Source organism: Sphingobium sp. YR768, from assembly GCF_900111125.1.
Classification (GTDB): Bacteria; Pseudomonadota; Alphaproteobacteria; order Sphingomonadales; family Sphingomonadaceae; genus Sphingobium.
Genome location: NZ_FOGE01000044.1, coordinates 1 through 26,296, shown reverse-complemented (window position 1 = coordinate 26,296; position 26,296 = coordinate 1). Strand labels below are relative to the sequence as shown.

The 26,296-nt window shown below is 63.5% G+C and carries 19 protein-coding genes; 13 read left to right on the top strand and 6 right to left on the bottom strand.

Annotated features, from left to right (window positions below; translation table 11 throughout):
• Positions 1 to 211 precede the first annotated feature (211 nt).
• Positions 212 to 1,705, top strand: coding sequence for a carboxylesterase/lipase family protein (locus tag BMX92_RS24880; protein WP_371262535.1), 1,494 nt, complete (start codon positions 212 to 214; stop codon positions 1,703 to 1,705).
• A 172-nt stretch (positions 1,706 to 1,877) separates the two neighbouring features.
• The gene (locus BMX92_RS24875; RefSeq protein ID WP_093021831.1) at positions 1,878 to 3,272 is read left to right on the top strand and encodes a hypothetical protein; all 1,395 of its coding nucleotides are present in this window, start codon (positions 1,878 to 1,880) and stop codon (positions 3,270 to 3,272) included.
• Between the two features lie 209 nt (positions 3,273 to 3,481).
• Here BMX92_RS24875 and BMX92_RS24870 read toward each other — a convergent pair whose 3' ends face one another.
• Both BMX92_RS24870 and BMX92_RS24865 read right to left on the bottom strand, forming a co-directional pair.
• Positions 3,482 to 3,874 (bottom strand): cupin domain-containing protein, encoded by a 393-nt coding sequence (locus tag BMX92_RS24870; RefSeq protein WP_177185253.1) that lies wholly within the window; start codon positions 3,872 to 3,874, stop codon positions 3,482 to 3,484.
• Positions 3,871 to 5,295 carry a pectate lyase family protein gene (locus BMX92_RS24865; RefSeq protein ID WP_177185252.1) on the bottom strand — a complete coding sequence of 475 codons (1,425 nt, stop codon included), beginning with the start codon at positions 5,293 to 5,295 and terminating at the stop codon, positions 3,871 to 3,873. Before BMX92_RS24865 ends, BMX92_RS24870 begins: the two co-directional genes overlap by 4 nt.
• Before the next feature lie 134 nt (positions 5,296 to 5,429).
• Between BMX92_RS24865 and BMX92_RS24860 the strand changes: the two genes are divergently transcribed.
• From BMX92_RS24860 to BMX92_RS24850, 3 genes are all read left to right on the top strand, one after another.
• The gene (locus BMX92_RS24860) at positions 5,430 to 6,488 is read left to right on the top strand and encodes an alpha/beta hydrolase (protein WP_371262534.1); all 1,059 of its coding nucleotides are present in this window, start codon (positions 5,430 to 5,432) and stop codon (positions 6,486 to 6,488) included.
• Positions 6,489 to 6,747: 259 nt separating this feature from the next.
• Positions 6,748 to 9,618, top strand: a complete 2,871-nt coding sequence (locus BMX92_RS24855; RefSeq protein WP_093021825.1) for a TonB-dependent receptor — start codon at positions 6,748 to 6,750, stop codon at positions 9,616 to 9,618.
• A 70-nt stretch (positions 9,619 to 9,688) separates the two neighbouring features.
• Positions 9,689 to 11,287 (top strand): family 43 glycosylhydrolase, encoded by a 1,599-nt coding sequence (locus BMX92_RS24850; protein ID WP_093021822.1) that lies wholly within the window; start codon positions 9,689 to 9,691, stop codon positions 11,285 to 11,287.
• Positions 11,288 to 11,296: 9 nt separating this feature from the next.
• Here the strand turns inward: BMX92_RS24850 and BMX92_RS24845 are convergent, their stop codons facing one another.
• The 3 genes from BMX92_RS24845 to BMX92_RS24835 are packed head-to-tail and all read right to left on the bottom strand — an operon-like array spanning position 11,297 to position 15,463.
• Complete coding sequence (locus BMX92_RS24845) at positions 11,297 to 12,661, bottom strand: efflux transporter outer membrane subunit (protein WP_093021819.1); 1,365 nt, start codon at positions 12,659 to 12,661, stop codon at positions 11,297 to 11,299.
• Positions 12,661 to 13,773, bottom strand: a complete 1,113-nt coding sequence (locus tag BMX92_RS24840; RefSeq protein ID WP_093021816.1) for an HlyD family secretion protein — start codon at positions 13,771 to 13,773, stop codon at positions 12,661 to 12,663. Before BMX92_RS24840 ends, BMX92_RS24845 begins: the two co-directional genes overlap by 1 nt.
• A 7-nt stretch (positions 13,774 to 13,780) precedes the next feature.
• Positions 13,781 to 15,463: an MFS transporter gene (locus BMX92_RS24835; protein WP_093021813.1), complete on the bottom strand. Its 1,683-nt coding sequence runs from the start codon at positions 15,461 to 15,463 to the stop codon at positions 13,781 to 13,783.
• A 251-nt stretch (positions 15,464 to 15,714) separates the two neighbouring features.
• On the opposite strand from BMX92_RS24835, the gene BMX92_RS24830 reads away from it, so the two are divergent.
• From BMX92_RS24830 to BMX92_RS24815, 4 genes are all read left to right on the top strand, one after another.
• The gene (locus BMX92_RS24830; protein ID WP_093021840.1) at positions 15,715 to 16,035 is read left to right on the top strand and encodes a hypothetical protein; all 321 of its coding nucleotides are present in this window, start codon (positions 15,715 to 15,717) and stop codon (positions 16,033 to 16,035) included.
• Positions 16,036 to 16,065: 30 nt separating this feature from the next.
• On the top strand, positions 16,066 to 16,962 hold the full coding sequence (locus tag BMX92_RS24825) for a pirin family protein (RefSeq protein WP_093021810.1): 897 nt from the start codon (positions 16,066 to 16,068) through the stop codon (positions 16,960 to 16,962).
• Between the two features lie 125 nt (positions 16,963 to 17,087).
• Complete coding sequence (locus tag BMX92_RS24820; RefSeq protein ID WP_093021807.1) at positions 17,088 to 18,125, top strand: NAD-dependent epimerase/dehydratase family protein; 1,038 nt, start codon at positions 17,088 to 17,090, stop codon at positions 18,123 to 18,125.
• Between the two features lie 29 nt (positions 18,126 to 18,154).
• Positions 18,155 to 19,672 carry a hypothetical protein gene (locus BMX92_RS24815; RefSeq protein ID WP_143066900.1) on the top strand — a complete coding sequence of 506 codons (1,518 nt, stop codon included), beginning with the start codon at positions 18,155 to 18,157 and terminating at the stop codon, positions 19,670 to 19,672.
• A gap of 50 nt (positions 19,673 to 19,722) precedes the next feature.
• Here the strand turns inward: BMX92_RS24815 and BMX92_RS24810 are convergent, their stop codons facing one another.
• Positions 19,723 to 21,264 (bottom strand): vWA domain-containing protein, encoded by a 1,542-nt coding sequence (locus BMX92_RS24810; RefSeq protein WP_093021801.1) that lies wholly within the window; start codon positions 21,262 to 21,264, stop codon positions 19,723 to 19,725.
• 255 nt (positions 21,265 to 21,519) lie between these two features.
• On the opposite strand from BMX92_RS24810, the gene BMX92_RS24805 reads away from it, so the two are divergent.
• The 4 genes from BMX92_RS24805 to BMX92_RS24790 all read left to right on the top strand — a co-directional run bounded on the left by BMX92_RS24805 (position 21,520) and on the right by BMX92_RS24790 (position 26,194).
• Positions 21,520 to 23,136, top strand: coding sequence for a DUF4153 domain-containing protein (locus BMX92_RS24805; protein WP_093021798.1), 1,617 nt, complete (start codon positions 21,520 to 21,522; stop codon positions 23,134 to 23,136).
• Complete coding sequence (locus tag BMX92_RS24800; protein ID WP_256213612.1) at positions 23,133 to 23,858, top strand: response regulator transcription factor; 726 nt, start codon at positions 23,133 to 23,135, stop codon at positions 23,856 to 23,858. Before BMX92_RS24805 ends, BMX92_RS24800 begins: the two co-directional genes overlap by 4 nt.
• The gene (locus tag BMX92_RS24795) at positions 23,831 to 25,432 is read left to right on the top strand and encodes a sensor histidine kinase (protein ID WP_093021795.1); all 1,602 of its coding nucleotides are present in this window, start codon (positions 23,831 to 23,833) and stop codon (positions 25,430 to 25,432) included. The genes BMX92_RS24800 and BMX92_RS24795 overlap by 28 nt, the downstream gene beginning before the upstream one ends.
• A gap of 63 nt (positions 25,433 to 25,495) precedes the next feature.
• Positions 25,496 to 26,194, top strand: coding sequence for a fumarylacetoacetate hydrolase family protein (locus tag BMX92_RS24790; protein WP_093021792.1), 699 nt, complete (start codon positions 25,496 to 25,498; stop codon positions 26,192 to 26,194).
• The last annotated feature ends 102 nt before the right edge of the window (positions 26,195 to 26,296 follow it).

The following is a 26,296-nucleotide window of genomic DNA, read 5'->3' as shown; positions in this document are numbered from 1 at the left end:
GTTCCTGTCTTCCAGCGCCGCCAACTATATCCATGGCCATGTCCTGGCCGTCGATGGCGGGTGGCTCGCGCGGTGAGGTGAATACACTGGGCTCCCGCTTTCGCAGGAGCACCGATATCCAAGAGGAGGACATAGCCTCCCGCCACAGACCAACAGGAGAGGACCGATGGCGGATATCGACAGGCGGACGTTGATCGGTAGCGGGCTGGCGATGGCTTCCTCTCCTGTCTGGGCGGCGCGGGGTGATCCGGTCGTGGCGACCCGCAATGGACGCATCGGTGGGACTCGCGAAGGCGGGCTGCATGTGTTTCGCGGGGTGCGCTATGGGCAGGATACGGCGCCCCGGCGCTTCCGCGCGCCGGTTGCGCCGGAGCCCTGGCGCGATGTCGTGCCTGCCACCCGCTTTGCACCGTCCTGTCCGCAAAAGGGGAAGCAGGCGATCACCAGCGAGGATTGCCTGTTCCTCAATATCTGGACGCCGGGGCTGGAGCCGACGGCCCGGCGCCCGGTCATGCTCTATATCCATGGCGGGGCCTATTCCAATGGCAGCGTGGTCGACCCGCTGAACGATGGACGACATCTGGCGGGCTGCGATGTTGTGGTGGTGACGGTCAACCACCGGCTGAACGCGCTGGGCTATCTCTATCTGGCGCGGCTCGATCCGCGCTTTGCCGATAGCGGCAATGCAGGGCAACTGGACCTGATTCTGGCGCTGCGCTGGGTGCGGGACAATATTGCGGCCTTCGGGGGCGATCCCGCTAATATCCTGGTCTTTGGCCAGTCGGGCGGCGGCGCCAAGATCGCGACGATGATGGCGATGCCCGCCGCCAAAGGGCTGTTCCATCGCGCCGTTACGATGAGCGGGCAGCAGGTGACGGCGAGCGGGCCGATCAACGCGTCGCGCCGCACGGCCGCCTATCTGGCGAAGCTGGGCGTGTCGCCCGACCATCTCGATCCGCTGCTGACCATGCCGGTCGAGCGGCTGATCGAGGGACTGGAGGCGGAAGACCCGATATTGGGCGGCGGGCTGTATATGGGGCCGGTGCTGGACATGACATGGCTGGAGCGGCACCCCTTCTGGCCCGATGCCGCGTCGCAGGGCAATGCGATCCCGATAATGCTGGGCAATACCCGGGATGAGACGCGGGCCTTTATCGATCCCGACGGGCCGCTGATCCGGGGGCTGGACTGGTTCAACCTGCCGGCGCGGATGGCGGGGGAATTGCGGATGGACCTGTCGCCCGAATGGATCGTCGCCCAATATCGGGCGCACTATCCCGACTGGTCGGCCGAGCGCATCTTCTATGCCGCGACGACCGCCGGGCGCAGCTGGCCGGGGCAGGTGATCGAGGCGGAGGCGCGGGCGCGGGCGGAGGCGCCGACATGGGTCTATCAGGTCGATTTCCAGTCGCCGACCCAGCCCCGGCGCGGGGCGCCGCACACCATGGACATCGCGCTGGCTTTCGGCACGCTGGACGCGCCGGGCTCCTTCACCGGAACCGGCGCGGGGGCGCGGGCGGCGTCGGCGGCGATGATGGATTGCTTCCTCGCCTTTGCGCGCCGGGGCGATCCGGGCTGGGCGCAATATCGACTGGATTGGCGGGCGACGATGATCTTCGATATCGAAAGCGGCGTGGCGGACGATCCGCGGGGGTGGGAGCGGGAACTCTTCGCCCGTGTGCCCTATATCCAGCCGGGTAGCTGAATAGGAAATCGCACGCTTAACTTCGCACATTTCCCGTGGATTCTGAAATTTCAGAACAGATGTTGGAAATATTGTTGCTGGTCCAGACAGGGCGATGATGATCCTGCGCAGCATGGTTCAAAGAGCCAGCGCGATCATGGCGGTATGGCACCGAGTAGGATAGCGTGGCTGAATGGCAAACGAAGCTCTCGAACTCGGATACCGCTATTTCTGTAAGGAGGAAACGACAGGCAAAGGCTATTGCGGCATGTTTCATCTCGAGGCCGATGATATGGCGGTCGAACTGTATGCCTTTGATGAGCGCCACATCCGGGGGCGTTTTGACGACCTGCTAGTGCTGCGCCTCGCCAACAACACGATCGTATCGCTTCACAACAATATTCCAAGCTCAGGCGGTATACGCCATATGGACCTTGAAAATCAGAGATTTACGTCATATCGGTCCGTCCGATCAAATGTCGTGATCGCTGGCGATAATGCATGGCTACCAAGCGATCCCGTCCGGCGAATAAGCTTTTCCATCGAGCACGCCGAGGAATTGCTACGCTATTCGGATAAGTACGAGGCTGTCGTTGAGGCCGAGTTTGGAGATATGCCGGACAGCACCCTGTTCGCGCTAAAGGCGGACGGCATGACACTCAAAGCGTGGTATCCGGCTTCTGGCGATTTCACCTTCAAGCATGCAACCCATATCGGGGTGCGCTATGGAATCGAGTTTGACGAGCCCCGCAACTTAACCAGCTACATGCCGGAAATGCTGCGGTTGGTGCATTTCGTTTCGGCGGCAATGGGACACCGCTTTGCTCCCTCCGATATCCATTTCTCGCGCCTCACCGATGCCGAATACATGGTGGCGGTCGAGGCCCGTCAAGGCTATCGAGAGCACAGAGTTCATTATATCTGGGTTTCTGACGCGCCAAAAAGCAATCTCTGGATTGGCAGCTCATTTGCACATGTTCGCGGCAAGGCAGAACTGACGGCGTTTTTGGACTGCCTGAAAGTGTGGATAGAGCGCGACGTGGCATGGCGTAGCGCCACTAACATGATGATGGGTTCACTGGGCTTTCAACGGGTGATGTCCGGCGAGCGCCTGATGACAGCCTGTCGTTGGTTGGAGGAAATCCCAGGTGCGGATTCCACTATGGCCGTGTCCAATGATGATATCAACGCGATTGCCGAGTTGGCCGGTGCCGAGGCGGAGAAGCGGGGCCATAAGGATTATAGGTCAAGGATTGCGGGCGTGATCCGAGGGCAACTCAAAAAGGAGAGTAACGGCGAGCGCTTTGCTCGGCTACATAAATCGGTTTGTGACAAATTTGGCAATGAGGCTTTGGAAGATAACGTCGTCCCATACCTTCTTCGCGCCATGACATTTCGTGGCAGAGTTGCGCATGGTCATTTCGAGCTGGACGGTGAGGCGGACTATAAATCTTTCGCTAAGTCCGTCTACGCGATGGAAGCCCTGTGTTATCTCCTCACCATCCGAGATTTACCGATGACCAGCGAAGGCGCATGGCGCGCCACAACGCAGCAGATCGTTACTAATTTCCGGCGATGTCCAGATTGACGCTATAGGAACGATCGCCAAGGCGAGTCTGAATGATTGAAATGGGGTGCATAACGGCACAACGGCTCACAGATGTTGCCTATATCGCTTTTTGCGTCTTGCAAGCGCTATCGCATTAGCGGGAGAGGCGGACAACGAAACGGCCCGCATGGATAGAGCGTTTTGCAGCGCCTCAGTTCCCCTGCTTTCGGCAATAGCTTTCTGCCTCCTCACTCCTTGACCGGATAGGCAATGATCAGCGCCAGCGGCTCTTTCCCCGTCTGTTGGATGCCGACGACCGCGCCGTCATAAAGATAGGCGGTCATGCCGGGGGTGAGGCTGCGGGTTTTGCCGTCGGATTTGACGTCGCCGGTGCCGGAGAGGACATGATAGACTTCATCATGGGCGATGGGGTGCAGGCCGATGGCGGCGCCGACATGCAGGATGCGCTTGCGGAATTCCATGCGGCGTGGTTGGGGCACCGCATCGCTGATGCGATAGGCGGTGCTCATGCCGATCGCGCCATGGGGCGGGGGCTCTTCGCGCATCACGCTGTTTTCGTCGATCACCGCCATGGGCGGCGCGGTGGACGCGGCGGCCAGAAGGAGGGCGACGGGGATCATGGGCGCGTCCCGCTTTCACCCTGCCGCATCATCTTGTCGCGATCGGACAGATGTTCGGCGATGTCGGCCTTCTGCCCCGGATAGCGGCCCGATTTCGGCTCCATCGTGTCGAGATTCCAGTCCGCCTCGACAAAGGGCGCGCGGGTCTGGGCCATTTTCGGATAGCCACCGACCTGTTTTTCATCGTCGATGATCTCGCCGCGTCCCTCCGCCACGAAGAAGAGGACGCGCAGGTCGTCGGCGTCGCGATCCCAGGGGCGGGCCCCGGCGCGGGCGAGGACATGGGTTTCGACATCGCGCGCAGGCAGAACCTGCGTGCCGGGCCACCAGACGGGCGGGGCGGGCAGGTCGTTCAGTTTCGCGCGGGTTTCGCCATAGCGGCCGAACAGGGGCAGCGGCTGGCCGAACTTGTCGACGGCGATATTATCCTTGCCATGATAGTCGAGGTCGCCATCGCCGCCCAGCGTGAGGAAAGGCAGGCCGGTGGCGGTCGACACGCCGCCGCGCAGGACATTGCCGACGGCGGAAATCTTGCCGGTCTGATAGGGGTGATCGCCCCATTCCAGCGCCATCAGATTATAATGGACCGCGCGTTCGCCCGGATCATAGAGGATGTTGTTGACCAGTTCGACCTGGCCGCCGCCCTTCACCAGCGGGTTGCGCTCCATATTATGGGCATAGATGTTGCGCCAGATCAGGATCTGGCTGGCATTGTCGTGGATCAGCGTGCCCTTGCTATGCTCGCCCTTTGGATGGGAGGCATCGGCCAGCCCCTCCGCCGCGAGATTATAGGAGAAGGTGATGGCGTGGCTGGTATTCTGTCGCCACTCGTCGGGCGTCTTGCCTTCGAAGCGCGGGCCGGAGGCGGACATATTTTCATCGATCGCCCAGGTGAAGCTGCAATGATCGATGACGACATGATGGGCGGCGACGGTGGAGATGGCGTCGGCTTCCCAGCCGCTGAGCTTGGGCTGGCCGTCGACGCCGGTGCGGATGCGGATATGGCGCATCACCACGTCATGGGTGGCGATGTCGATGCCGGTCTTGATGAGGGTGATGCCGGGCGAGGGGGCTGTCTGGCCGGCGATGGTGACATAGGGTTCGCTGATCTTGAGGGTTTCCCGGCCCATGTCGATGATGCCGCCGACTTCGAACACAATGATGCGGGGGCCTTTGGCCTCCAGCGCCGCCTTGAAGCTGCCGGGGCCGTCGGACGCGAGGGTGGTGACGCGGAGGATGCGGCCGCCGCGTCCGCCTGGCGTGGTGGCGGCCCAGCCGACGGCGCCGGGGAAGGCGAGGGTGCTGGTCGCCTGTTCCTTCGCGGACGGCGCGGCGATAGCGGGAAGGGGGAGGCTGATGGCGGTCAGGCTAAGCAATATGGGGGCGGCCAGCGGCAACCAGTGCGGCAGGGGGGGCTTCATGGCGATCAACTCTCCTCTTTGCCCCATTCTTGACATTGGGACGGATCGGCTGCAACTGTTTTTGACACCGGTGTCCATTTGTTGCCCTTGTGATGGCCCGGCAACTGCCCGTCCCGATATGGAAGGGGGGGTAGATGGCCGGTCGGCGTCTGCACGCGCTGACCGGCCCTTCTTTGTCAGGAGAGAAGGTCATGAAGGTCGATCGCCGCAGCCTTATGATCGGCGGAGGGCTGGCGCTGGGCGCGGCCGGGAGCGGTCTGGCGCAAGGAAGGGGGGACGCGGCAGCGAGCGGAATGGCCGGGGGCGTTCAGCCGGACTTGATGATCGATCTGTGGCCGGGCGGTGCGCCGGGCATGCCTGCTGTGGCGCCTGCCGAGACGGTGCGGGAGCGCAGCAGCGATCCGGCGATTACCGACCGTGCCTTGCTGCATGTCGCCGGGCCGCGACTGGCGGTTTTTCGGGCGCGAAACCCCAATGGCGCGGCGATGCTGGTGATGCCGGGCGGCGGCTATAGCTGGGTGGTGATCGACAAGGAGGGCTATGAGATCGGTCCCTGGCTGGCGGAGCGCGGCGTTAGCGCCTTCGTGCTTTTCTATCGTTTGCCGCAGGATGGCTGGGCGGCGGGAGCGGATGTCGCCCTGTCCGACGCGCAGCGGGCGATGCGGCTGATCCGGCATCGGGCGGCGGATTTCGAGGTCGATCCGGCGCGGGTCGGGGCAATGGGCTTTTCGGCGGGCGGGCATGTGTGTGCCGATCTGGCGACGCGATTCGCGGCGCGGACCTATGCGCCGGTGGATGTGGCGGACAAGCAGGTGGCCCGGCCCTTTCTGGCGGCGCCGATCTATCCGGTGGTGTCGATGTATCGGCCCGACGCGCATGAAGGATCGCGGCGCAACCTGATCGGCGAGTCACCCCATGCGGCGGCGGAGCGACTTCATTCGCCGCAGGCGCAAGTGACGCCGGCCTGTCCGCCCTGTTTTCTGGTCCATGCCGAGGATGATGCTGTGGTGCCGGTGGAGAACAGCATTTTGCTGCGGCACGCCTGGCGGGCGCAGGGACTGGCGGTGGACACGCATCTGTTCATGCAGGGCGGCCATGGTTTCGGGCTGCGGCGTGCCGTGGGGAAACCGGTGGCGGTCTGGCCAACTCTTTTTGCGGAATGGGCGGTTAAGCAGGGCTTGATGCAGGCATGAAGCGTCAAGAAAATTTCCGTTAAATCAATCCAATAGCTGAAATCGCGGTATTGGGGTCGATCGGATTGCATCAGGGGATATTGACAGCTTTTCGCGTTACGCGCATTTATGACACCGGTTTCCAAGAAGGCGACAAGGGATCGGTACAAGCCGACGTCGCTGCTGCGGGAGGGGATGTGATCTGCACCCTTCCCTTTAGAAATGCTGGCCCGGTCGGTTCGGATCGACCGGGGAAAAGTGGGATGGGAGAGGAAAGCTGATGATCGGAAAGGGCAGTATCCATCGGGGCGACCGGCGCTGGCTGGCGGGAGCATCCTTTGCGGCGCTGGTGCTGGCGATGCCGGCCGGGGCATGGGCGCAGGATAGCGCGCCGCAGGTAGCGCAGGACGCTGCGCCGGAGGGCGAGGTCGCCGATATCGTCGTCACCGGCTTTCGCCAGTCGCTGGGCGCGGCGATCAACCTGAAGCGGCAGACGGTGGGATCGGTCGACGCGATCGTGGCGGAGGATATCGCCAAATTCCCCGACCAGAATCTGGCAGAATCGCTGCAGCGTATTCCCGGCATTTCGATCCAGCGTGACGGCGGCGAAGGGCGGGCCATCACGGTGCGCGGCCTGGGCGCGCAGTTCACCCGCGTTCGGGTGAACGGGCTGGAGACGGTGGCGACATCGACCGACGGCGCCAGTTCCAACCGCGACCGTGCGTTCGACTTCAATGTCTTCGCGTCGGAACTGTTCAGTTCGCTGGTGGTGCACAAGACGGCCGAGGCTTCGCTCGACGAAGGGTCGCTGGGCGCGGTGGTGGACCTCAACACCGGCAATCCGCTGGCTGGGAAGAGCGGATTTACCTTCGTCGGCTCGGCGACCGGTTCCTATAACGACCTCAGCAAGAAATGGGGGCCGCGTCTGGCCGGCCTCATGTCGTGGAAGTCGGAGGACGGGCAATGGGGCGTGGCGCTGTCCGCCGCCTATTCCAAGCTCGACACCAAGCAGATGGGCAATAATACGGTGCGCTGGTCGCAGGCGCGGTTCGACAGTGTCGACGGAACGCCCTGTTTCACCCGGGCGAACAGCGGCGGCGCCTATGTTCCCGGTGCGGCCTGCGACGAAGCGGCGCTCGCCTTCCACCCGCGCATTCCGCGCTATGGCGAGATCGCGCAGGAACGCGAGCGGCTGGGCGTGACCGGATCGATCCAGTGGGCGCCGTCCGACGCGACCAAGGTGTCGATCGACGGCCTCTTCTCCCGCTTCCGCGAAACGCGCGAGGAGAAATGGGGTGAGGTGCTGCTGCGCTCCAACGAACGGTCGATCGACGTCGTCAACCCGGTCTATGACGACAAGGGCAATATGATTTCGGCGACGCTGAACGACGCCTGGGTCCGCACCGAACATTATCTGCGCAAGTCGCAGACCAAATTCTATCAGCTGGGCGCGACCTGGGATCAGGATGTCAGCGACAGCTTGCGCTTTACCCTGCTGGGTGGTTTCTCCAAATCGGATGCGTCGATCCCGGTCGAAACGACATTGGTGTTCGATGATCGCGATGCGCAGGGCTATAGCTATGATTATAGCAATTCGCGGAGGCCCGTGCTGACATTCGGCACCAGCGTCACCGATCCGGCCAATTTCCAGCTGGCGGAAATCCGCGACCGGCCTTCGTCCACCGTCAACAAATTCCGCACCGCCCAGTTGCGGACCGAATGGGATGTGACTGACGGTTTCACGGTCAAGGTTGGCGGGGTCTATCGCCGCTTCTCCTTCGATACGGAGGGCTTTACCCGCGATACGGTGGTGTGCGGCAATGGCGGCGTGGACCGGGTGCTGGGCACGGTGAATTGTTCGCCCACCAGCGCCTTTGGCCCTACGGCCATCTATGGCCTGCCGGTGACGTCCGATCTGGCGCAATTGTTTACGCTCAAGGGCGCTGGCGCGCCGGCGGGGACGACGACGCAATGGCTGGTGCCCAATCTGGCGACCGGCACCGATTACACCAACCTGTATGAGCGGGCGCTGGCGGTGGATGTAGGCAATACCCGCAGCGTGGTGGAACAGGTGAAGGGCGGCTATCTGCAATTCGATGCCAAGGGCGAAGTGCTGGGCCTTGAATATGCGCTCAACGCCGGGGTGCGCTATGTCAGGACGGAGCAGAGTTCGACAGGTCTGCTCGCCGGTGTGAACCGTACGATAAAGCGGTCTTATTCGGACTGGCTGCCGGCGGTGAACCTGGCCGTCTTTCCCCATCGCGACGTCGTGGTTCGCGCATCCGTGGCAGACGTCATCACCCGGCCTTCGCTGGGCAGCCTGACGCCGGGCGGGTCTGTTGACGGGTTCAACTATAATATCAATTTCGGCAATCCCGATCTGCAACCCTATCGCGCGACGTCATACGACCTTGCGGTGGAATGGTATTTCGCGCCGCAATCCCTGTTTTCCGTGGCCGTGTTCAAGAAGGATGTGTCGAGCTTCCCGATCAGCGATACGACCACTGGCACCTATGCGTCGACTGGATTGCCGCTGTCGATCATTCCTCCCGGTTCGCCCGCCGCGCAAAGGCCCGAAGACCGGTTGTGGAACATTACCCGGCCGATCAACGGAACTGGCGCGAGCCTGAAAGGCATCGAAATCGCGTTGCAGATGCCATTCACCTTCCTGCCCGGATTTTTGTCGCATTTCGGAGGTATAGCCAACGCCACCTTCGTCAAATCCAGTGCGACCTACACTACGCCGGGACCGATCCAGACGGCCTGCGTTACCGGCGTGACAGGCTGTGCCTTTGGGCCGAATGTGGCGGTCACACGGCGAGAGACGTTGTTCGGCCTGTCCAAGCGCGCTTTCAACGCGACGCTCTATTATGAGGACGCCAAATTCAGCGCCCGCGGGTCGATCAGCTACCGCAGCCCCTATATCGACGGGACCAGCGGAACCGGCAATGTGTTCGAAGGCTATAACAGCACGATCAATGTCGATGCTTCGGTGCGGTACAAGCTGACCGACTGGATCGAATTGTCGCTGGAGGGGATCAACCTGACTGACGACTATCGGGATCGCTACACCGATCTGGATACCAATCGCAATTATGAGCAGCTGCATTTCGGGCGCACTCTTCAAGTTGGCGCACGCTTCAAGCTCTAAGGCGCCCGGCCGGATCGCGTCTGCACACGCGATCCGGCTATTTTCTTTCTGACCGACAACGGGAGAGCATATGACGATCAGCCGCCGCGACGCCCTGACGGGAACATTGGCTGGCGGCGCGATCGCGCTGGGCGGCGGGCCAGTGGCGTTGGCCGCATCTGCTGCGCCGGCCGCACCGACGGGCTGGAAACGCGGGCTCGACAATCAGCGGGTCGCCGATCTGGGTGACGGGCGCTTCCTCAATCCTTTGCTGTCGGGCGACCGGCCCGATCCCGCGATCCTGAAGGATGGCGCGGATTATTATCTGACCTTCTCCAGTTTCGACAGCTATCCCGGCATCACCATCTGGCACAGCCGCGACCTGATCAACTGGCAGCCGCGCAAGGCGGCGCTCACCAGGAATATCGGGTCGGTCTGGGCGGTCAGTCTGGAAAAGCATGAGGGCCGTTATTTCCTTTATATTCCGGTGAAGGCCGAGCCGAACAGCATCTTCGTCAGCCATGCCGACAGCATCGACGGGCCGTGGAGCGACCCGATCGACCTGAAGCTGCATGATCATATCGACCCCTGCCATGCGGTGGGGGAGGATGGCAGTCGCTGGCTGTTCCTGTCGGGCGGGGATCGTATCCGCCTGTCGGACGATGGCCTGTCGACGGTCGGCGCGGTCGAGCATGTCTATGATCCCTGGCGCTATCCCGACACATGGGATGTGGAGGGATTTTCCCCCGAAGGGCCGAAGATTCACCGCCATGGCGGCTGGTTCTACATGCTCACGGCGGTGGGCGGGACGGCCGGGCCGCCGACGGGGCATATGGTGATTGCGGCGCGATCGCGCTCCATCCATGGGCCGTGGGAGCAGCATCCGGATAATCCGCTGGTCCGCACGACCAGTCTGGACGAGCGCTGGTGGTCGCGCGGTCACGCCAGTCTGGTGGAGGCGCCGGATAAAAGCTGGTGGGCCGTGTATCATGGCTATGAAAACGGGTTGTGGACGCTGGGGCGGCAGACTTTGCTTGATCCGGTGGAGTGGACGGCGGACGGCTGGTTCCGCATGACGGGCGGCGACCTGTCGCAGCCCTTGCCCAAGCCGCGCGGGGGACAGGCATTGCCGCATGGCATGGCGCTGAGCGACGATTTCCGCGAATTGAAGCTGGGCGCGAAATGGAATTTCTTCCGACCCGCGCCTGACGAGGCGAGCCGGGCACGGGTGGCCGATGGCGCGCTGATGCTGAAGGGGCGGGGCAAGGCGCCGGTGGATTCATCGCCGCTGCTGCTGATCGCGGGTGATCCGTCTTACGAGTTTCAGTGCGACATAGAGATTGCGCCGGGCGGGACGGCGGGGCTGGTCCTCTTCTATGACGACAAGCTCTATTGTGGGCTGGGTTTTGACGAGACGCGGTTCGTTACCCATCAATATGGGATGGAGCGGGGCCGACCGAGTAATAGCTATGGCCGACGGCTGACGATGAAGGTGACGAACCATCATCATATCATCGCCTATCATCTGTCGGGCGATGGCGGGCGGACATGGCAGCGGTTCGACCGGGGCATGGAAGTATCGGGCTACCACCATAATGTGCGCGGCGGATTTCTGATGCTGCGCCCCGGTCTTTACGCCGCCGGGCCGGGCGAGGCACGGTTCCGAAATTTCCGGTTCCGCGCGCTGTAGGACGGGCGGCTATTCCACGCCGGTCCAGCCGCCGCCCATCGCCTGATAGAGGGTGACGCGCGCGGTCAGCATGTCCGCCTGCGCCTGCACCAGCGCCAGTTCGACCGAGAAGAGCGAACGCTGCGCGTCGAGCTGTTCCAGATAGGGGGAATAGCCGGCGCGGTAGCGGTTGGAGGCGAGGCGATAGCCTTCGGCGGCGGCTTCCCGCTGGCGCTGGAGCAACTGGACCTGTTCGTCGCCATGCTGGATCGCCGCCAGCGCATCCTCCACGTCGCGGAAGGCGCCGAGTGCCGCCTTGCGATAGGCGAATGCAGCCTGATCCCGCTGGGCGCCCGCGGCTTCCAAACCGGCGCGCAGCCGGCCGCCTTCGAACAGTGGGGCGAGGATGCTGCCGCCGACCGACCAGATGGTGATCGGATCGGCGAGCAGAGTGGAAAAGGCCGCGCCACCCGACGCGGTCAGGCGCAGTTGCGGCAGGAATGCCTTGCGCGAAGCTGCCAGCGATTTGTCGGCGGCGGCAAGCTGAAATTCGGCCTGCGCGATGTCCGGGCGTCGTCGCAGCAGATCGGATGGCAGGCCGTCGGCGATGGCGGGCCGGGTGAGGGCAGAGAGGGCTGTGCCGCGCGTGATGCCGCCGGGCAGTTCGCCGGTCAGCAGGCGCAGGGCATTTTCCTGTCGCGTGATCGCCTGTTGCAGCGGGGGAATGACCTGTGCCGTCGCCTGATATTCGGCCTGTGCCTGCGCCAGTTCGAGGCGGGGGGAATAGCCCGCATCGCTGCGCCGCTGCGCCAGTTTGAGCGCGGCGGCACGGGCGTCCAGCGTCTGCTTCGCCACGGCCAGCCGGGCGTCGAGCGCCAGCAGCGTGATATAGCCACTTGCTGCGGTTCCGGCGACCGACAGGCGGATGGCGTCGCGTGCGGCCTGACTTGCGAGCCAGGCGGAGCGTGCTGCCGACGCACGGTCGGACAGGCGGCCGAAGAGATCGGCTTCCCATGCGGCTTGTAGCTGCGGCTGGCCTGCGGTCTGTTCGACCGGCTCGCCAAAGGCATTGACGGTGCGGGAGTCCGCTATGCCGCCAACGGCGTCGAGCGTGGGCAGCAGGGCGGCGCGGGCGATGCCCTGCTGCGCCTTGGCTTCGCGGATGCGGGCGGCGGCGATGGCGATGTCGATATTATTGGCCAGCGCCTGTTCGACCAATGCGGTCAGGGTCGGGTCGCCAAAGCCCTGCCACCATGTCCGGTCGAAGGGGGCGGTGGGGCCGGCGTCGGTGCGCCATGTGGCGGGTGGCGTGACGGGCGCGACCTGTGCGGTTTCGACCATCGGGCCGGCGCAGGCTGCCAGCGATGCGAGCAGCAAAAGGGGCGATGCGCGCATCAGTCGTTCGTGTGAATCTTGATGACGACGGACATGCCGGGGCGCAGCCGCTTCGCGAGATCCTGACCCGGATCGATCCGGACCCGCACGGCGATCCGCTGCGCGACCTTCACGAAATTGCCGGTGGCATTGTCGGCCTTGAGCACGGCAAATTCCGATCCGGCGGCCGGCGCCATATTTTCGACATGGCCGGTCAGCTTCGCGCCGCCCAGCGCATCGACGCGGAAGGTGGCGCGCTGCCCGACGCGCATCCGGTGGGTTTGGGCTTCCTTATAATTGGCGATCACCCAATGATCGTGCGGCACCAGGAACATGAGTTGCGTGCCGGCCGTCACATAGGCGCCGTTGCGCACGCCTATTTCGGACAATTGACCAGCGCCGGGTGCGCGGATGATGCTGTTGTCGAGATCGATCTGCGCCAGATGCAGTTGCGCCCTTGCGCCCTCCACAGCCGCCTCCAGACCACCGCGCCCTACCATGACCGACCGCACATCCTGCGTGCCGATCTGGCGGGTGGCGCCGGCCTGCTGCACGGCGGCCTGCGCGGCGAGCAGGGCGGCGCGGGTCTGGTCGCGCTCGCGTTCCGAAATGGAGCCGTCGGCCACCAGCGCGTCGGCGCGGCGCATGTCGGCCTGCGCCTTGACCAGCTGGGCGCGGGCGCTGGCGATGCCGGCTTCCTGTCCGGTCAGGGCTGCCTCGCGCGATCGCTGGCTTTGCTGGGAATTGTCGAGCGCGGCGATCTGGGCGGCGAGATTGGCCTTCGCCTGTTCGACCTTTGCCGCATAGATGCGCTGATCGATCGTGGCGAGAATCTGGCCCGCCTTCACATCGGCGAAATCCTGTACCGGGACGGCGGTGACATAGCCGCTGACCTGCGGGCTGATGATCGTCACCTTGCCGCGTACATAGGCATTGTCGGTCTGCTCCGACCAGCCGGCAAAGGGCGGCAATTGCCAGGCGTAGAGGATGGCGGTGATGGCGATCAGCGCGATGGCGACGATGGCGACCACCGTCAGCCGACTACGCGCGGGCGGCCGCCAGCCGCTGGGCGGGGGATCGATCTGTGGGTCGGGCGTTTCCGGTTCGGGACCGGTGGTCGTCGGCTGGTTCATGCGTCCCCTATTGGCTCCCCATAGCCTGTTGCGCAGCCTGTGCCTGCATCATCTTTTGCTGGAGCAGGATGACGGGCGATATTTCTCCCCGCCGGCGGATCGAATAGCGGATGGCATAGCCCCAGAGGGCAGTCAGCACCGCCAGCGCGCCGATCAGCAGGAAGACGTCGTTGAAGGCCAATATGTTGGCTTCCCGCGCGACCTGCTGCGCCAATATGGCGGCGCCTTCCGCGCTGCGCAGAGCGGGGTCGCCGATCACGCCCGACACCGCCCCGCCCCCGGCGCGGATGCGCGCGGCGACCAGCGGGTCGATCATGACGATATGCTGCACCAGTTCGTGTGAATGATATTTTTCGCGCACCACCTGAAAGGTGCCGAGCAGGGTGGTGCCCAGCAGGCCGCCGACGCTCTGGCTCATGCTGAACAGCACCACGAAGCTGACGAAATGCTTGCCCCCTGCCAGCAGGGTGCGGGACATGCCGATCACCATCGCCTGCGCCAGAAACAATATCGAGGCGAAGCCGATAAGCGCCTGACTGAAATAGAAATTGGCCGGGCGGGTGAGGTTGGTGGCGTCCGCATCCAGGAAGGCGCCGATCGCGATCAGGATGACCGCGATGGTGATGGGGCGGCTGACATTGGCGGGGCGGAAGGTCAGCACCGCCGTCACCATGCCGGCAAGCGATGCGAGGAGGATGACGAGGTTGAGGGTGATCATCTGGTCGTTGATCATGCCCACGATATTGAGCAGGCCGACCGATCCGAACGCCTGTTCGGACAGGAGGATGCGCACGGAGGCGGCGATCAGCATCAGCCGCACCATTTCCCGTTTGCCCAGCCAGCGCGTGTTGATGAGCGGATTGGCGCGGTGATGTTCGACGAGAAGCGCCGCGCTGACCAGCAGTACGCTGGCCACCAGCGACCAGCCCATCCAGGCGCGCTCCGTCCACCATTCGATCCGCGCTTCGGACAGGACGGCGATCAGCAGGCAGAGGCCCGGTGCGAGCAGGCCGAAGGTCAGGAAATCGAGCGGCTCGAACACCTTCTCCCGCTCGCTGGGCGGCAGGGGCAGCGCCATGACAGCGGCCAGCGAGGCGAAGGCCAGCCCCATTTCGAACCAGTAGAGCATGTGCCAGTCACCCGATTCCAGCAGGTGTGGGGAAAGGGCGCGGGCGATCGGCGTGGCGAGCTGGGGGATGGATATGCCCATCATCACGCCGGCCAGGCGCTTGGGCGCGGGCAGGCTCTGCATCAGATAGAGGATGGTGAGGGTCGACAGGCCCGACGCCGCGACACCGCTGGCTGCGCGTACCGCGACCGAGGTCCAGAAGCCATGCAGGAACAGATGCATGATCGTGGTCAGCGCATAGGCCGCCAGCATGTAGCGGATGAAAGGCTGTAGCCCGAACTGCTGGCGATATTTGACCAGCAGCAAGTTGGCGGTGACGTTGGTCATGAAATAGGCGGCGGTCAGCCAGGCGCTTTCATTGCTGTTGAGGCCGAGCGTGCCCTGCGCGAAGTTGAGGTTCACCGTCACCAGCGCGTTGCCGAGGCCGCCGGTGATGCCGATCAGGCAGCCGATCGCGAAATAGGCCCGGCGGCGGCGCGAGGGATGATCGGGATTGGCTGGCGATCCCGGCAGGGTCGGGCGCTCATGCGGTTTGAAGACATAGGGCGTCGTGTCGCTCATGCCGGCGCGCCGTGGTGAATAGGGGCGAGGCATCTCGTCAAACCCAAGAGCGGCGTTCCCGGCGAGCGTTGGTCGGCTTCGCCTTGATAGCCGGGCCATTGGGTCAGGCCAAGACCATTGTTGCGCGCAGCCAATGTTCGTTCAAAGTCCAACTTTTCGAGAATCTCGAACAGATGGGACGATTTTATCCCTCTGAACGGGAAAGGCGGGCGCGGCTAGAAAAGGGGCATAGCCGGACAGGAGTTTTCGCCATGCTGACCATCGCCACCCCCCGCCTCAGCCCCGCCGAATGGAACGATGTTCAGGCGACCCTGAGCGCTGTCGCCGATTGTGGTTGTGGCGAGCCGGCTGCTGCCGGGTCGCTGCGTTCGCGGATTGGCCATGCGGTCGATGCGCTGATCGGGCCGAAGAAGGCGGCGCCTGCGCCGTTGCCTGTCCATCTGCGCCCGGTGCGTGATTTCCTGTGCGAAACCGGCCGTACTCGCAAGCTGGCCGAACGTCACATTCCGTCCCTTTCCGCGCAGGGTTTCTCCCGCGCCCAGATCGAAGCGCTGGCGCTGCTCGGCGCCTGATCCCCCCTATCCCGTACAAGGAACAGTCCCATGTCCATCCGTTCTTCCGACATCGACGCCGTCGATATGGTCATCCTGCCGCCGGTCCGCGATCTGGGCGACGGGTTTTCGGTCCGCCGCGCGCTGCCTTCGGCACATCGCCGCATGGTCGGGCCGTTCATCTTCTTCGACCAGATGGGTGAGGCCGTGTTCAACAGCGGCGAAGGGCTGGACGTGCGCCCGCACCCGCATATTGGCCTCGCCACCGTCACCTATCTGCTGGAGGGCGAGATTTTGCACCGCGACTCCGTTGGGTCGGTGCAGTCGATCCGGCCGGGCGAGGTCAATTGGATGACGGCCGGTAGTGGCATCGTGCATAGCGAGCGGACGTCGGACGAAAATCGCGCGAAGGGCGGCAAGCTGTTTGGCCTTCAGACCTGGGTTGCGCTGCCCACGCAGCATGAGGAAACCGATGCGGGCTTTTCGCACCACAAGGCGCATGAAATTCCGACGATCGAGGATGCCGGCACGCGGGTGACGCTGATCGCGGGCAACTCCGACGGGCTGGTGTCGCCGGTCAAGACCTTTTCCGACATGGTCTATGCCGACATCGCCCTGCTGGACGGCGCGCGCTATCAACTCAAGGCCGAGCATGTCGAACGCGCCATCTACGTGGTGGCGGGCGAGATTGAGGTGGTCGGCCAGACCGGCGGCTTTGCGACCGGCGAACTGGTGGTGTTCAAGCCCGGTGCGGAGATCATATTGCGGGCCAAGGGTGGCGCGCGGCTGATGCTGCTGGGCGGCGAACCGCTGCCGGAGAAGCGCAACATCTACTGGAATTTCGTCTCTTCCTCGGCGGATCGGATCGAACAGGCCAAGGCCGACTGGCAGGCCCAGCGCTTCGCCAAAGTGCCGGACGAAAGCGAGTTCATCCCACTGCCGGCGTGAAAAGAAGGCGAGGATGGTGTGGCGGGAGATGTGGCCTGACGCATGCTCCCGCCTCTTTTTACCGACTTGCTAGGCAAACGTTAACCATCCCTGCCTAACGACAGCCTTGGGCGGTGGAGGTTCGCATGGCGACGATATTGGTGACGGGCGGGTCTGGTTTCTTCGGAACCCTGTTGATCCGGAAATTGCTGGATGATGGTCACAGGGTCGGCAATATCGACCTGTTGCCCAGCACGATCGTTCATCCGCATCTGCGCTCGGTCATTGGCGACATCCGGAACCGGGCCGATCTTGATCCTCTATTTGCAGCTTGCAAGCCCGATGCTGTGGTCCATTGCGCCGCGTTGCTGGCGCATGGTTCGATATCGGACAGGGAATTATGGTCCTCCAATGTCGATGGCACGCGGATTCTGGCCGAGGCAACGGCGGCGGCGGGCGTGCGCAACCTGGTTTATCTGTCGAGCAATTGCCTGTGGGGGCAGGGGTTCGACCGTCCCGTCACCGAAGCGGACGAACCGGCGCCCTGCGAACTTTATGGCCAGACCAAATGGGAAGGCGAACGCATCCTCCATGGCTGGCAGGACAGCTTTGCCACGACGACGATCCGTTGCCCGACCATCATCGACGAAGGCCGGCTGGGCCTGCTGGCGATCCTGTTCGAATTCATCGCCGACGGAAAGACGGTGTGGACCGTCGGCAAGGGCGATAATCGCTATCAGTTCATCTATGCCGCCGACCTGATCGATGCGGTCCTGCGGGCTACGCGGCAGGATCGGTCGCATATCTTCGGCATCGGGTCGGATGCGGTTTCCACGATGCGCGAAACCTTCCAGCATGTCATCGATGCCAGTCATAGCCGGTCGAAGATCGGCGCGCTGCCCAAGATGCCGACCATTGCCGCGATGAAGCTGGCCCATCATCTGCGCATATCCCCGCTTGGCCCCTATCATTATCGGATGATCGCATCGTCCTTCATCTTCGATACCAGTAAGATTAAAGCGGAACTGGGCTGGCAGCCGACCTTGACCAACAGCCAGATGTTGCTGCGCGCCTATGATTATTATCATCGGAATCGTCGGGAAATCGCGGAACGCAATGGCGTGTCCGCACATCGTCAGGCGTCCGGCATGGGGGTCATCCGCATCCTGAAATGGGTGTCCTGAGTCTGTCCGCCTTGCCGGCCGATTCAGACATGCGACCTGTCGCGACGCGGGGCAGGTTTGCCGCCATCGGGTGGCAATGGCCCGTGCTGGCCCTTTACGCCCTCTGGATAGTCTATGTCGGTTACCGGCATGAGCATTGGTTCGACGAAGCGCAGGCCTGGTTGCTGGCGCGGGACAGCAGCCTGTGGCAATTGCTGGCGGAACGCATCCGCTATGAAGGCAGTCCGGGCCTGTGGCATCTGATCCTGTGGATCGCCATCCGTTGCGGCCTGTCCTATGAGCTGTTTTACCTGATCCCTGCGGGCTTCGCGATGGCGGGCGCGGCGCTGCTATTGTGGCGGGCGCCCTTTCCGCCATGGATCCGCGTCCTGATCCTCGGCTCCTATTTCTTCGGCTATCAATATGCGGTTCTGGCGCGCAGCTATGCGGTCGACCTGCTGCTGGTGCCGTTGGCGGCGCTGTGGTTTGCGGATCGGACTGCGCGTCCGCTTCGCTATGCGGTGGTGATTGGCCTGATCGCCAATCTCAATGCGCATGGTTTTCTGGTCGCCGGGATGCTGGGGCTGGAATTGCTGGTGCGTCTCGTTCTGACGTCTCAAATGAAGCGCGGACAGGCGTGGCGCGCGCTGGCTATTGCCGCAATGCTGGGGTTGTTTGCGCTGGTGACGGCATGGCAACCGGCCGATAACGGATTTCTGCCGTCGGAGCGGGAACGGCCCGGCTATATTCTGATGGACTTCGTGCGGAATGCCTTTGTCGACGGGGCCTTGCCTTTCGGTGCGAGCGGGTCTGTCCGGTTCGAGCAACTTTTCGGCTTTGAGCTGTCGATCCTGTTGTTGCTGCCCGCTGTCGGTCTGATCCGGGCTGCCGGGCACGGACCGTTGGCGCTGGCGATTGCGACAGTCCTGACGGGATTTTCTGTTATCACCCATGTCAGTCCCTGGCATAGCGGGTTGCTGTTCCTGTTCTGGATATTCCTGTTGTGGATCAGTTGGCCGGCGGTGATTTCGCTGCGCTTGCGCCGTTTCCTGCTGGCATCGATCGGGATCATCGGCGTCTGGCAAGGCGCGCAGATGATTCGGGCCGGTCTGTGGGATATCGACCATGTCTATTCGCCGGGGCAGCAGGCGGCCCATATTCTGGCGGAGTATCGCGCGACCCATCCCGATGCGCATATTGCGGCCTATGGGTTCAAGACATTTGCGGTTCAGCCCTGGCTGCCAGGGAATCCGTTCGCCAATTATCATGACGCGGCACCGCGCCCGGCCTTTTTGAGCTGGAAAAAATCCGAGCGCTGGAAGCCATTTGGCAATGGCCGGGAATTTGTCGCCATCATGGAAAGCCGTCCCGATCTGGTCGTTGCATCGACATCGTTGCAGAAGGGGCAAAGTGCGGAGATGGAAGCCTATGCCTGCGACGCGGGTTATGGGATCGTGCGCCTGTTGCCGGGCGCCATGATGTGGCGCGGGCGGTGGATGCAGGATGACAGCATATTGATATTGACCAAGGGGTCGCGGACGGGCTGTCCCGTCGCTGGCAAGATTTGACGGTATCCGGTCCGCCCCCTTCAGCGGAGGCGGAGCGGATGGACGTGCCGTCATTCCCCTCTATCGCTGCTCCACGGTGAGCGGCGACCGCCATCGGCGAGGCTGGCAAGCTGGAGGAATTCCTGCCGCCAGTAGCTGGACTGGGGGCCGGCCAGATTTTCTATGTCACCGAAGGAAAAGCGCCCCAGCCGGGTGTCGCCGCGCAGCTTCTGGCCGAAAGCCGCGACGGCCACGGCAAAGGCCATGTCGCCTTGTGGCCGGGTGGCGGCGGCGAGCAGGGTGGCGGGCACGGGGCGTTCGATCAGGCGGCTGCTTTCGCCTTCGGGCAGTTTGTAGCGCAGGCGGACTGTGGCGATTTCGCTGGCATTACCGGTGGCTGGCGTAGGCTGATTGGCGGCATATTTGCGCGGGCCGGTCCAGCCGGCTTCCCCCGTCGGCACGATTTCATAGAGGGCCGTCACCTGGTGGCCTGCGCCGATCTCACCCGCGTCGACCCGGTCGTCGTCAAAATCCTCCTCCGCCAGAGCGCGATTTTCATAGCCGATCAGCCGGTACTGGCTGACCGCTGCGGGATTGAATTCCACCTGCACCTTCACATCCTTTGCAATGGTAAAGAGGGTGGAGGAGAGTTCCTCGTCCAGTACCTTGCGCGCTTCCATGGCGCTGTCGATATAGGCATGGTTGCCATTGCCGAGATCGGCGACCGCCTCCATCATCGCATCATTATAATTGCCCTGTCCGAAACCCAATGTGGTCAGGGTGATGCCGTCTTCCCGATGCAGCTTCACCATATCCTCCAGGCTTTTCTGGTCGGACAGGCCGACATTGAAGTCGCCGTCGGTCGCCATGATGATGCGGTTGATGCCGCCGGGCACGCGGTGCGCGCGGGCGAGGTCATAGGCCATGGAGAGGGCCGGACCGCCCGCCGTCGCGCCGCCTGCGTCTAGGCCATGGAGCGCGGCCTTTATCTCTTCGGGGTCATGGCTGCCCTCGACCAGCGTTTCGACCCAGCCGGCATAGGTGATGATCGACACGCTGTCGTCCGGCCGCAGACCCTCGGCAAGCGTGGCGAGCGCCTGCTTCACCAGCGGCAGCTTGTCGGGATCCTGCATCGATCCCGATACATCGACCATGAAGACCAGATTGGCCGGTGGCCGCTGCGACCGGGCGACGTCATAGCCGCGCAGGCCGATCCGCAGCAGGCGGGTGCCGGGGGTCCAAGGCGTGGTCGAGACGTTGGTGGTCACGCTGAAGGGCGCGGACCGATCGTCAGGCAGGGGATAATCATAGCGGAAATAGTTGATCATCTCCTCGGTGCGGACCGCTTGCGCCGGGACGGTCTGGCCGGCCAGCAACATGCGGCGGACATTGGTATAGGCGCCGGTGTCCACATCCACGGCGAAGGTCGATACCGGTTCGCTCGCGACCTGATGGATGGGGCTGACGGGATGGCCGTAATAGCGTTCGCCATCGGTCTGGGCGATGGCGCCGTTGGCGGCTTCATAGGAGCTATAGGTGCCGGGGCTCTGACTGCATCCGGCGAGGATGAGGCTGGGGAAGAGGGTGAGGGTGACAGCTAGGCGAGCGCGCATCCTGATTTCTCCACTATTGGGGTAGAGAGAAAATAGGAGCGATAAAACGATGCTGACAAGCGATGAATGGAGAGGTGTGCCGCCTGCATCGGTGCGTGGTGCAGGGCGGGATCGAGCGTTTTCGCGGAAATGCGTGGGTTAGGGCAGCGGCTGCACGGCATCTGCATCCGACCTGCGCCAACTATTGATCGACATCGCCCCCCGATCTGCTTGGAGCGCGCGCATCTTGCCCTGACATTCAGGGAGACAAGATCGATGCGTTCCTCTGCCTTGCGCCTGACGGCGCGCTTTCGCTGGAAGCTGGTGCCCGCGTTGCTCGTCGTCGGTCTGGGCGACTGGCTATTCTATCAGCATCATTTCTACGGCGGCTATCTGGGGCTGTTCGCCTTTGCGGTGCTGGGCGCGCTGATCGCGGGACGACCGGCGGTGCGGCATGACCGACGGGCCTGGGTCGCACTGGCGGCGGCGGGGCTGTTTGCGCTGGCGCTGATCTATGATGCGAGCCTGCTGAGCTGGTCGCTCTTCTGGGGCGCGGTGGTGATGGCGACGCTGATCCCGGCGACGGCGCGGTTCGATGACGGATGGCGCTGGTTGCAGCGGCTGGTGCTGCACGGGCTGCGCGCGCCGTTCGCGCCGCTGATCGACCTGCGACATCTGCTGAAGGTGCGGGCGGCGGGCCGATCGGGGCGGTTCAGCCTGCAGGCGGCGCTTGCGATGTTTGCTTTGCCCGTGATTGGTAGCCTGGTCATTATCGCCCTGTTCGCGGCGGCCAATCCGCTGGTCGAGCGGTTCGTGAACGCCTTCGTGGTGACGGATCTGTCGCCTCTGCTGGTCGTGCGCATGGCGTTCTGGGGCATATTGTTTATGCCGATGTGGAGCCTGTTGCGGCCGCGGCTGTCGCGCTGGTTGCTGCCGAGCTTCGAGGGGCGGGGCGAGATGGTGCTGCCCGGCGTTTCGGTTGCGTCCGTGACGCTGTCGCTGATCCTGTTCAACCTGTTGTTCGCGGCGCAGAATCTGATGGACGCCGTCTGGCTGTGGGGCTGGGCGCCGATGCCGCAGGGGATGACGATGGCGGATTATGCGCACCGTGGCGCCTATCCGCTGATCGCGACGGCGCTGCTGGCGGCGCTGTTCGTGCTGGTGACATTGCGATCGGGATCGGACACGGCGCGGACGCCGGTGATCCGCAGACTGGTGATGCTGTGGATCGGGCAGAATATCATCCTTGTCGCCTCCTCCATGTTGCGCACGGCGGATTATATCGAGGCCTATTCGCTCACGCGGCTGCGCATCGCGGCCTTGCTTTGGATGGCGTTGGTGGCGTTCGGGCTGGCGGCGATCTGCTGGCGCTTGTTGCGGGGGCGCAGTGCGGCCTGGCTGATCAACGTCAATCTGGCGGCGGCGGGGCTGGTGCTGGGCGCTGTCTGCTTCATCGATCTGGGTGAAATCGCCGCGCGGTGGAATGTCCGCCATGCGCGCGAAGTCGGCGGGAGGGGTGTCGCGCTGGACCTCTGTTATATGAGCGATCTGGGTGAATCTGCTCTCCTGCCGCTGCTAGAGTTGGCACAGCGCCGGGATCTCAAGCCAGAATTTAATGACCGGGTGCAGTTTATGTGGCGACGGTTGCATGGGGTGTTGGAAGAGCGGCAGCAAAATGGCTGGACCTTCGTCGGGCAAAGGCGCCTCAATAGAGTAGCGGAGATGTTGGTGATAAATAGTCCCCCGGCGGCTTCACCGGGCTGGAAGGATTGTGCGCCACCCCGGCCGAAACGGGTCGATAAAGTGGACTCTGCTCACTCGGCATCGGAGCCAATCGTTGGGCCGGTCCCTTCCGAGCCAAACCCTGCGTTGACAGGAGGGACCGGGAAATGATCCAATGCCCCATGCCCAGCACCATATTGATCGTCGACGATGATCCCCATATTCGCCAGTTGCTCGTCTTCGCCTTTGGCAAGGCAGGGCTGGAAACGATCGAGGCGGCCGATGGCGAGGAGGCGCTGACGGCGGTCGAGCGCCATGTGCCCGATCTGGTCATTCTGGACATCAACATGCCGCGCCTTGATGGGCTGGAGGTGTGCCGTCGGCTGCGCGCTAGCAATCAGGTGCCGATCTTCTTCCTGTCATCCCGGGATGACGAGATCGACCGGGTGCTGGGCATCGAACTGGGGGGCGACGATTATGTCGTGAAGCCCTTTTCGCCGCGGGAGGTGGTGGCGCGGTCGATGGCGATCCTGCGCCGGACGGCTGGCCGGCCGCCGGCCGTGGAGAATGTCGGGATGATCCGCCATGGCCTGCTGAGCCTCGACACCGAAAGCTGGTCGGCGCAATGGCGCATGCAGGAGGTGGGCCTGACGGTGACGGAGTTCACGATCCTGCGCACCCTGCTGGCCATGCCGGCGCGCATCTTTTCGCGCGACCAGATTATCGACCGGTTTCGCGGGCCGGGCTTTGCCCTGACCGACCGGACGGTGGACAGCCATATCCGCAATCTGCGCCGCAAATTCGCCGATGTGGGCGGGACCGACATTATCGAGACGCGGGCCGGGATCGGCTATCGGCTGGGCGGATGCAGCGGAGCCGCGCCATCTGCATGATCGCGGCGATCAAGGCCCGGATTGCGCGGCATTGGCCGATCCTGCGGCTGCGCACGATCCTGCTGGGGACCTTGCTGTTCGTCGCGGCGCTGCCGGGCTTTAGCGCGATCTTCCTGCGCATCTATGAAAATGCGCTGGTGCGGCGGACCGAGGCGGAACTGGTGGCGCAGGGCGCGGCGCTGGCGGCGAGCGCGGCGGTCGTATGGCAGGGGATGCCGGACCGGCCGGTCCTGTCGTCCAAACCGGTCCGCTATCACGACCGCATGACCGAGATCGACCTGCGGGCCTCGCCGGTGCTGCCGCCACGCCCAACCGCGACGGTGACGGAGGCGCAGCCCGATCGCGCGGCGCTGGCGCTGACGCGGCGGATGATGCCAGCCTTTCAGGAAACCAAGCTGACGACCCTGTCGTCCATATTGGTGCTGGATCGCAATGGGCTGTTGCTGAACGGGGCCGAGCGCGGACGCAGTCTGGCGACATTGCCGGAAATTCAGGCGGCGCTGGGCGGACGGACGATGACGGTCCTGCGCGAGAATGCGGGCCATGTTCCGCAATATCCGGCCGAATGGCTAAGCCGGGCCGCCAGCATCCGGTTGCATCATGCGCGACCGATCACCGTCGATGGGCAGGTAGTCGGCGTGCTGCTGCTGTCCCGATCTCCACGGGCGCTGTCTTTGGGGCTGTATGAGGATCGCGGCAAGATCGGGATCGGGGTGGCTGTCATCTTCCTGCTGCTGCTTCTGTTGTCGGCCGTGCTGTCTCGGGCGATCGTACGGCCGATCGAGGCGCTCAGCCGGGCGACGCGCGAACTGGCGTCGGGGCGGCGGGTGGCGCCAAGAGAGCCTTCTCTACAGGTCGTCGAGATCCGGGCTCTCTATCGCGATTTCGACCAGATGGCACAGAGCATCGAGAAGCGGTCCCGCTATCTGCGGGATTTCGCCTCGTCGGTCAGCCATGAGTTCAAGACGCCGCTGGCCGGCATTTCCGGCGCGATCGAATTGTTGCAGGACCATGGGGCGGACATGCAGCCCGGCGACCGGACGCGCTTTCTGCGGAATATGGCGGCGGATGCGGAACGGCTGTCGCGGCTGGTGCAGCGGCTGATGGAACTGGCTCGCGCCGACGTGCTGGTGGGCGAGGCGGATGCGCGGACGCAGGTTAAGCCCTTGCTCGCGACGGTAGCGGATGCATTGGGGCGGGAGAATTTTGCTATCCGTGTCGATACGCCCGACACGCTGCCTGCATTGGCGATCGACCAGCCTGCGCTGGAGGCAATCGTCACGACCCTCGCTGAAAATGCGCGGCAGGCGGGGGCATCCTGTCTCGATATCGTTGTCGTTCCGGCCGGTGAGGCGACCATGTCGATCGATCTGGTCGATGATGGGTGCGGCATTCCCGATGGCGACAGGGAGCGGATATTCCATCCTTTCTTCACCAGCAAAAGGGAGGCGGGCGGGACTGGCCTGGGCCTTGCCATATCGCGCTCGTTGCTCGACGCCTATCGGGGGGAGTTGCAATTATTGCCGTCTACCCAAGGCGCGCATTTCCGTCTGATCCTGCCGATTGCTGGATAAGGGCTTGAGTTTGTGGATGGCAGGCCCGATGCGGGCGGACAGGCTTTGCAAGGAGTTGGATGCATGACCACCCTGTTTGAACCGCCAGCCGCCATCATCGCGGCGACCAGCGAGGGGCCGGGCTTTCCAGTGCGTCGTCTGTTCTGCATCGGCCGCAACTATGCTGCCCATGCGCGGGAAATGGGGAAGGATCCGGAACGCGAGGCGCCCTTCTTCTTCACCAAATGGGCGCAAGCGGTGGTGCCGTCGGGATCGACCATCGCCTATCCGCCCGAAACGGCGAATTATCATTATGAAGGCGAACTGGTCGTCGCCATCGGCAAGGGTGGGCGCGCTATCGATGCGGCTGACGCGCTCGATCATGTCTATGGCTATGCTGCCGGCCTCGACATGACGCGCCGTGACCTCCAGTCCGAAGCGAAGGAGATGGGGCATCCCTGGGACACCGCCAAAAATGCCGAAGAGTCCGCGCCGATGGGTCTGATTCATCCGGCCAGCGCGGTGGGGCATCTGGCGGCCGGGCGCATTGCCCTGACCGTCAACGGGACGGTGAAGCAGGATGCCGATCTGTCCGACATGATCTGGAGCGTGTCCGATGTGATCGCCTACATATCGCGCTTCTACCGGTTGGAGCCGGGTGATCTCATCTTTACCGGTACGCCTGCAGGTGTCGGCGCGGTGGTGGCAGGGGATGCGATCAGCCTGTCGATCGAAGGCCTGTCCGATTGCGTGATCCGGATCGGGCCGCCAGCGCAGGACTAAGCAGCCTTAGAGCGGGATGACGTTTGGCTGATTCAAGCGGGATTCCCTTTGGGGTGATTTTCTGATTCAAGATGCTTGCTGGGCATGGAGGCCAGCGAGCAT

Excerpts from the sequence above, each read along its gene's own strand:
- BMX92_RS24800 (WP_256213612.1), top strand. The coding sequence starts at position 23,133 with ATGATCCAATGCCCCATGCCCAGCACCATATTGATCGTCGACGATGAT.
- BMX92_RS24820 (WP_093021807.1), top strand. The coding sequence starts at position 17,088 with ATGGCGACGATATTGGTGACGGGCGGGTCTGGTTTCTTCGGAACCCTG.
- BMX92_RS24790 (WP_093021792.1), top strand. The coding sequence starts at position 25,496 with ATGACCACCCTGTTTGAACCGCCAGCCGCCATCATCGCGGCGACCAGC.
- BMX92_RS24815 (WP_143066900.1), top strand. The coding sequence starts at position 18,155 with ATGCGACCTGTCGCGACGCGGGGCAGGTTTGCCGCCATCGGGTGGCAA.
- BMX92_RS24845 (WP_093021819.1), bottom strand. The coding sequence starts at position 12,661 with ATGCGCGCATCGCCCCTTTTGCTGCTCGCATCGCTGGCAGCCTGCGCC.
- BMX92_RS24825 (WP_093021810.1), top strand. The coding sequence starts at position 16,066 with ATGTCCATCCGTTCTTCCGACATCGACGCCGTCGATATGGTCATCCTG.
- BMX92_RS24860 (WP_371262534.1), top strand. The coding sequence starts at position 5,430 with ATGGCCGGTCGGCGTCTGCACGCGCTGACCGGCCCTTCTTTGTCAGGA.
- BMX92_RS24830 (WP_093021840.1), top strand. The coding sequence starts at position 15,715 with ATGCTGACCATCGCCACCCCCCGCCTCAGCCCCGCCGAATGGAACGAT.
- BMX92_RS24795 (WP_093021795.1), top strand. The coding sequence starts at position 23,831 with ATGCAGCGGAGCCGCGCCATCTGCATGATCGCGGCGATCAAGGCCCGG.
- BMX92_RS24805 (WP_093021798.1), top strand. The coding sequence starts at position 21,520 with ATGCGTTCCTCTGCCTTGCGCCTGACGGCGCGCTTTCGCTGGAAGCTG.
- BMX92_RS24875 (WP_093021831.1), top strand. The coding sequence starts at position 1,878 with ATGGCAAACGAAGCTCTCGAACTCGGATACCGCTATTTCTGTAAGGAG.
- BMX92_RS24870 (WP_177185253.1), bottom strand. The coding sequence starts at position 3,874 with ATGATCCCCGTCGCCCTCCTTCTGGCCGCCGCGTCCACCGCGCCGCCC.
- BMX92_RS24865 (WP_177185252.1), bottom strand. The coding sequence starts at position 5,295 with ATGAAGCCCCCCCTGCCGCACTGGTTGCCGCTGGCCGCCCCCATATTG.
- BMX92_RS24840 (WP_093021816.1), bottom strand. The coding sequence starts at position 13,773 with ATGAACCAGCCGACGACCACCGGTCCCGAACCGGAAACGCCCGACCCA.
- BMX92_RS24850 (WP_093021822.1), top strand. The coding sequence starts at position 9,689 with ATGACGATCAGCCGCCGCGACGCCCTGACGGGAACATTGGCTGGCGGC.
- BMX92_RS24810 (WP_093021801.1), bottom strand. The coding sequence starts at position 21,264 with ATGCGCGCTCGCCTAGCTGTCACCCTCACCCTCTTCCCCAGCCTCATC.
- BMX92_RS24855 (WP_093021825.1), top strand. The coding sequence starts at position 6,748 with ATGATCGGAAAGGGCAGTATCCATCGGGGCGACCGGCGCTGGCTGGCG.
- BMX92_RS24835 (WP_093021813.1), bottom strand. The coding sequence starts at position 15,463 with ATGAGCGACACGACGCCCTATGTCTTCAAACCGCATGAGCGCCCGACC.
- BMX92_RS24880 (WP_371262535.1), top strand. The coding sequence starts at position 212 with ATGGCTTCCTCTCCTGTCTGGGCGGCGCGGGGTGATCCGGTCGTGGCG.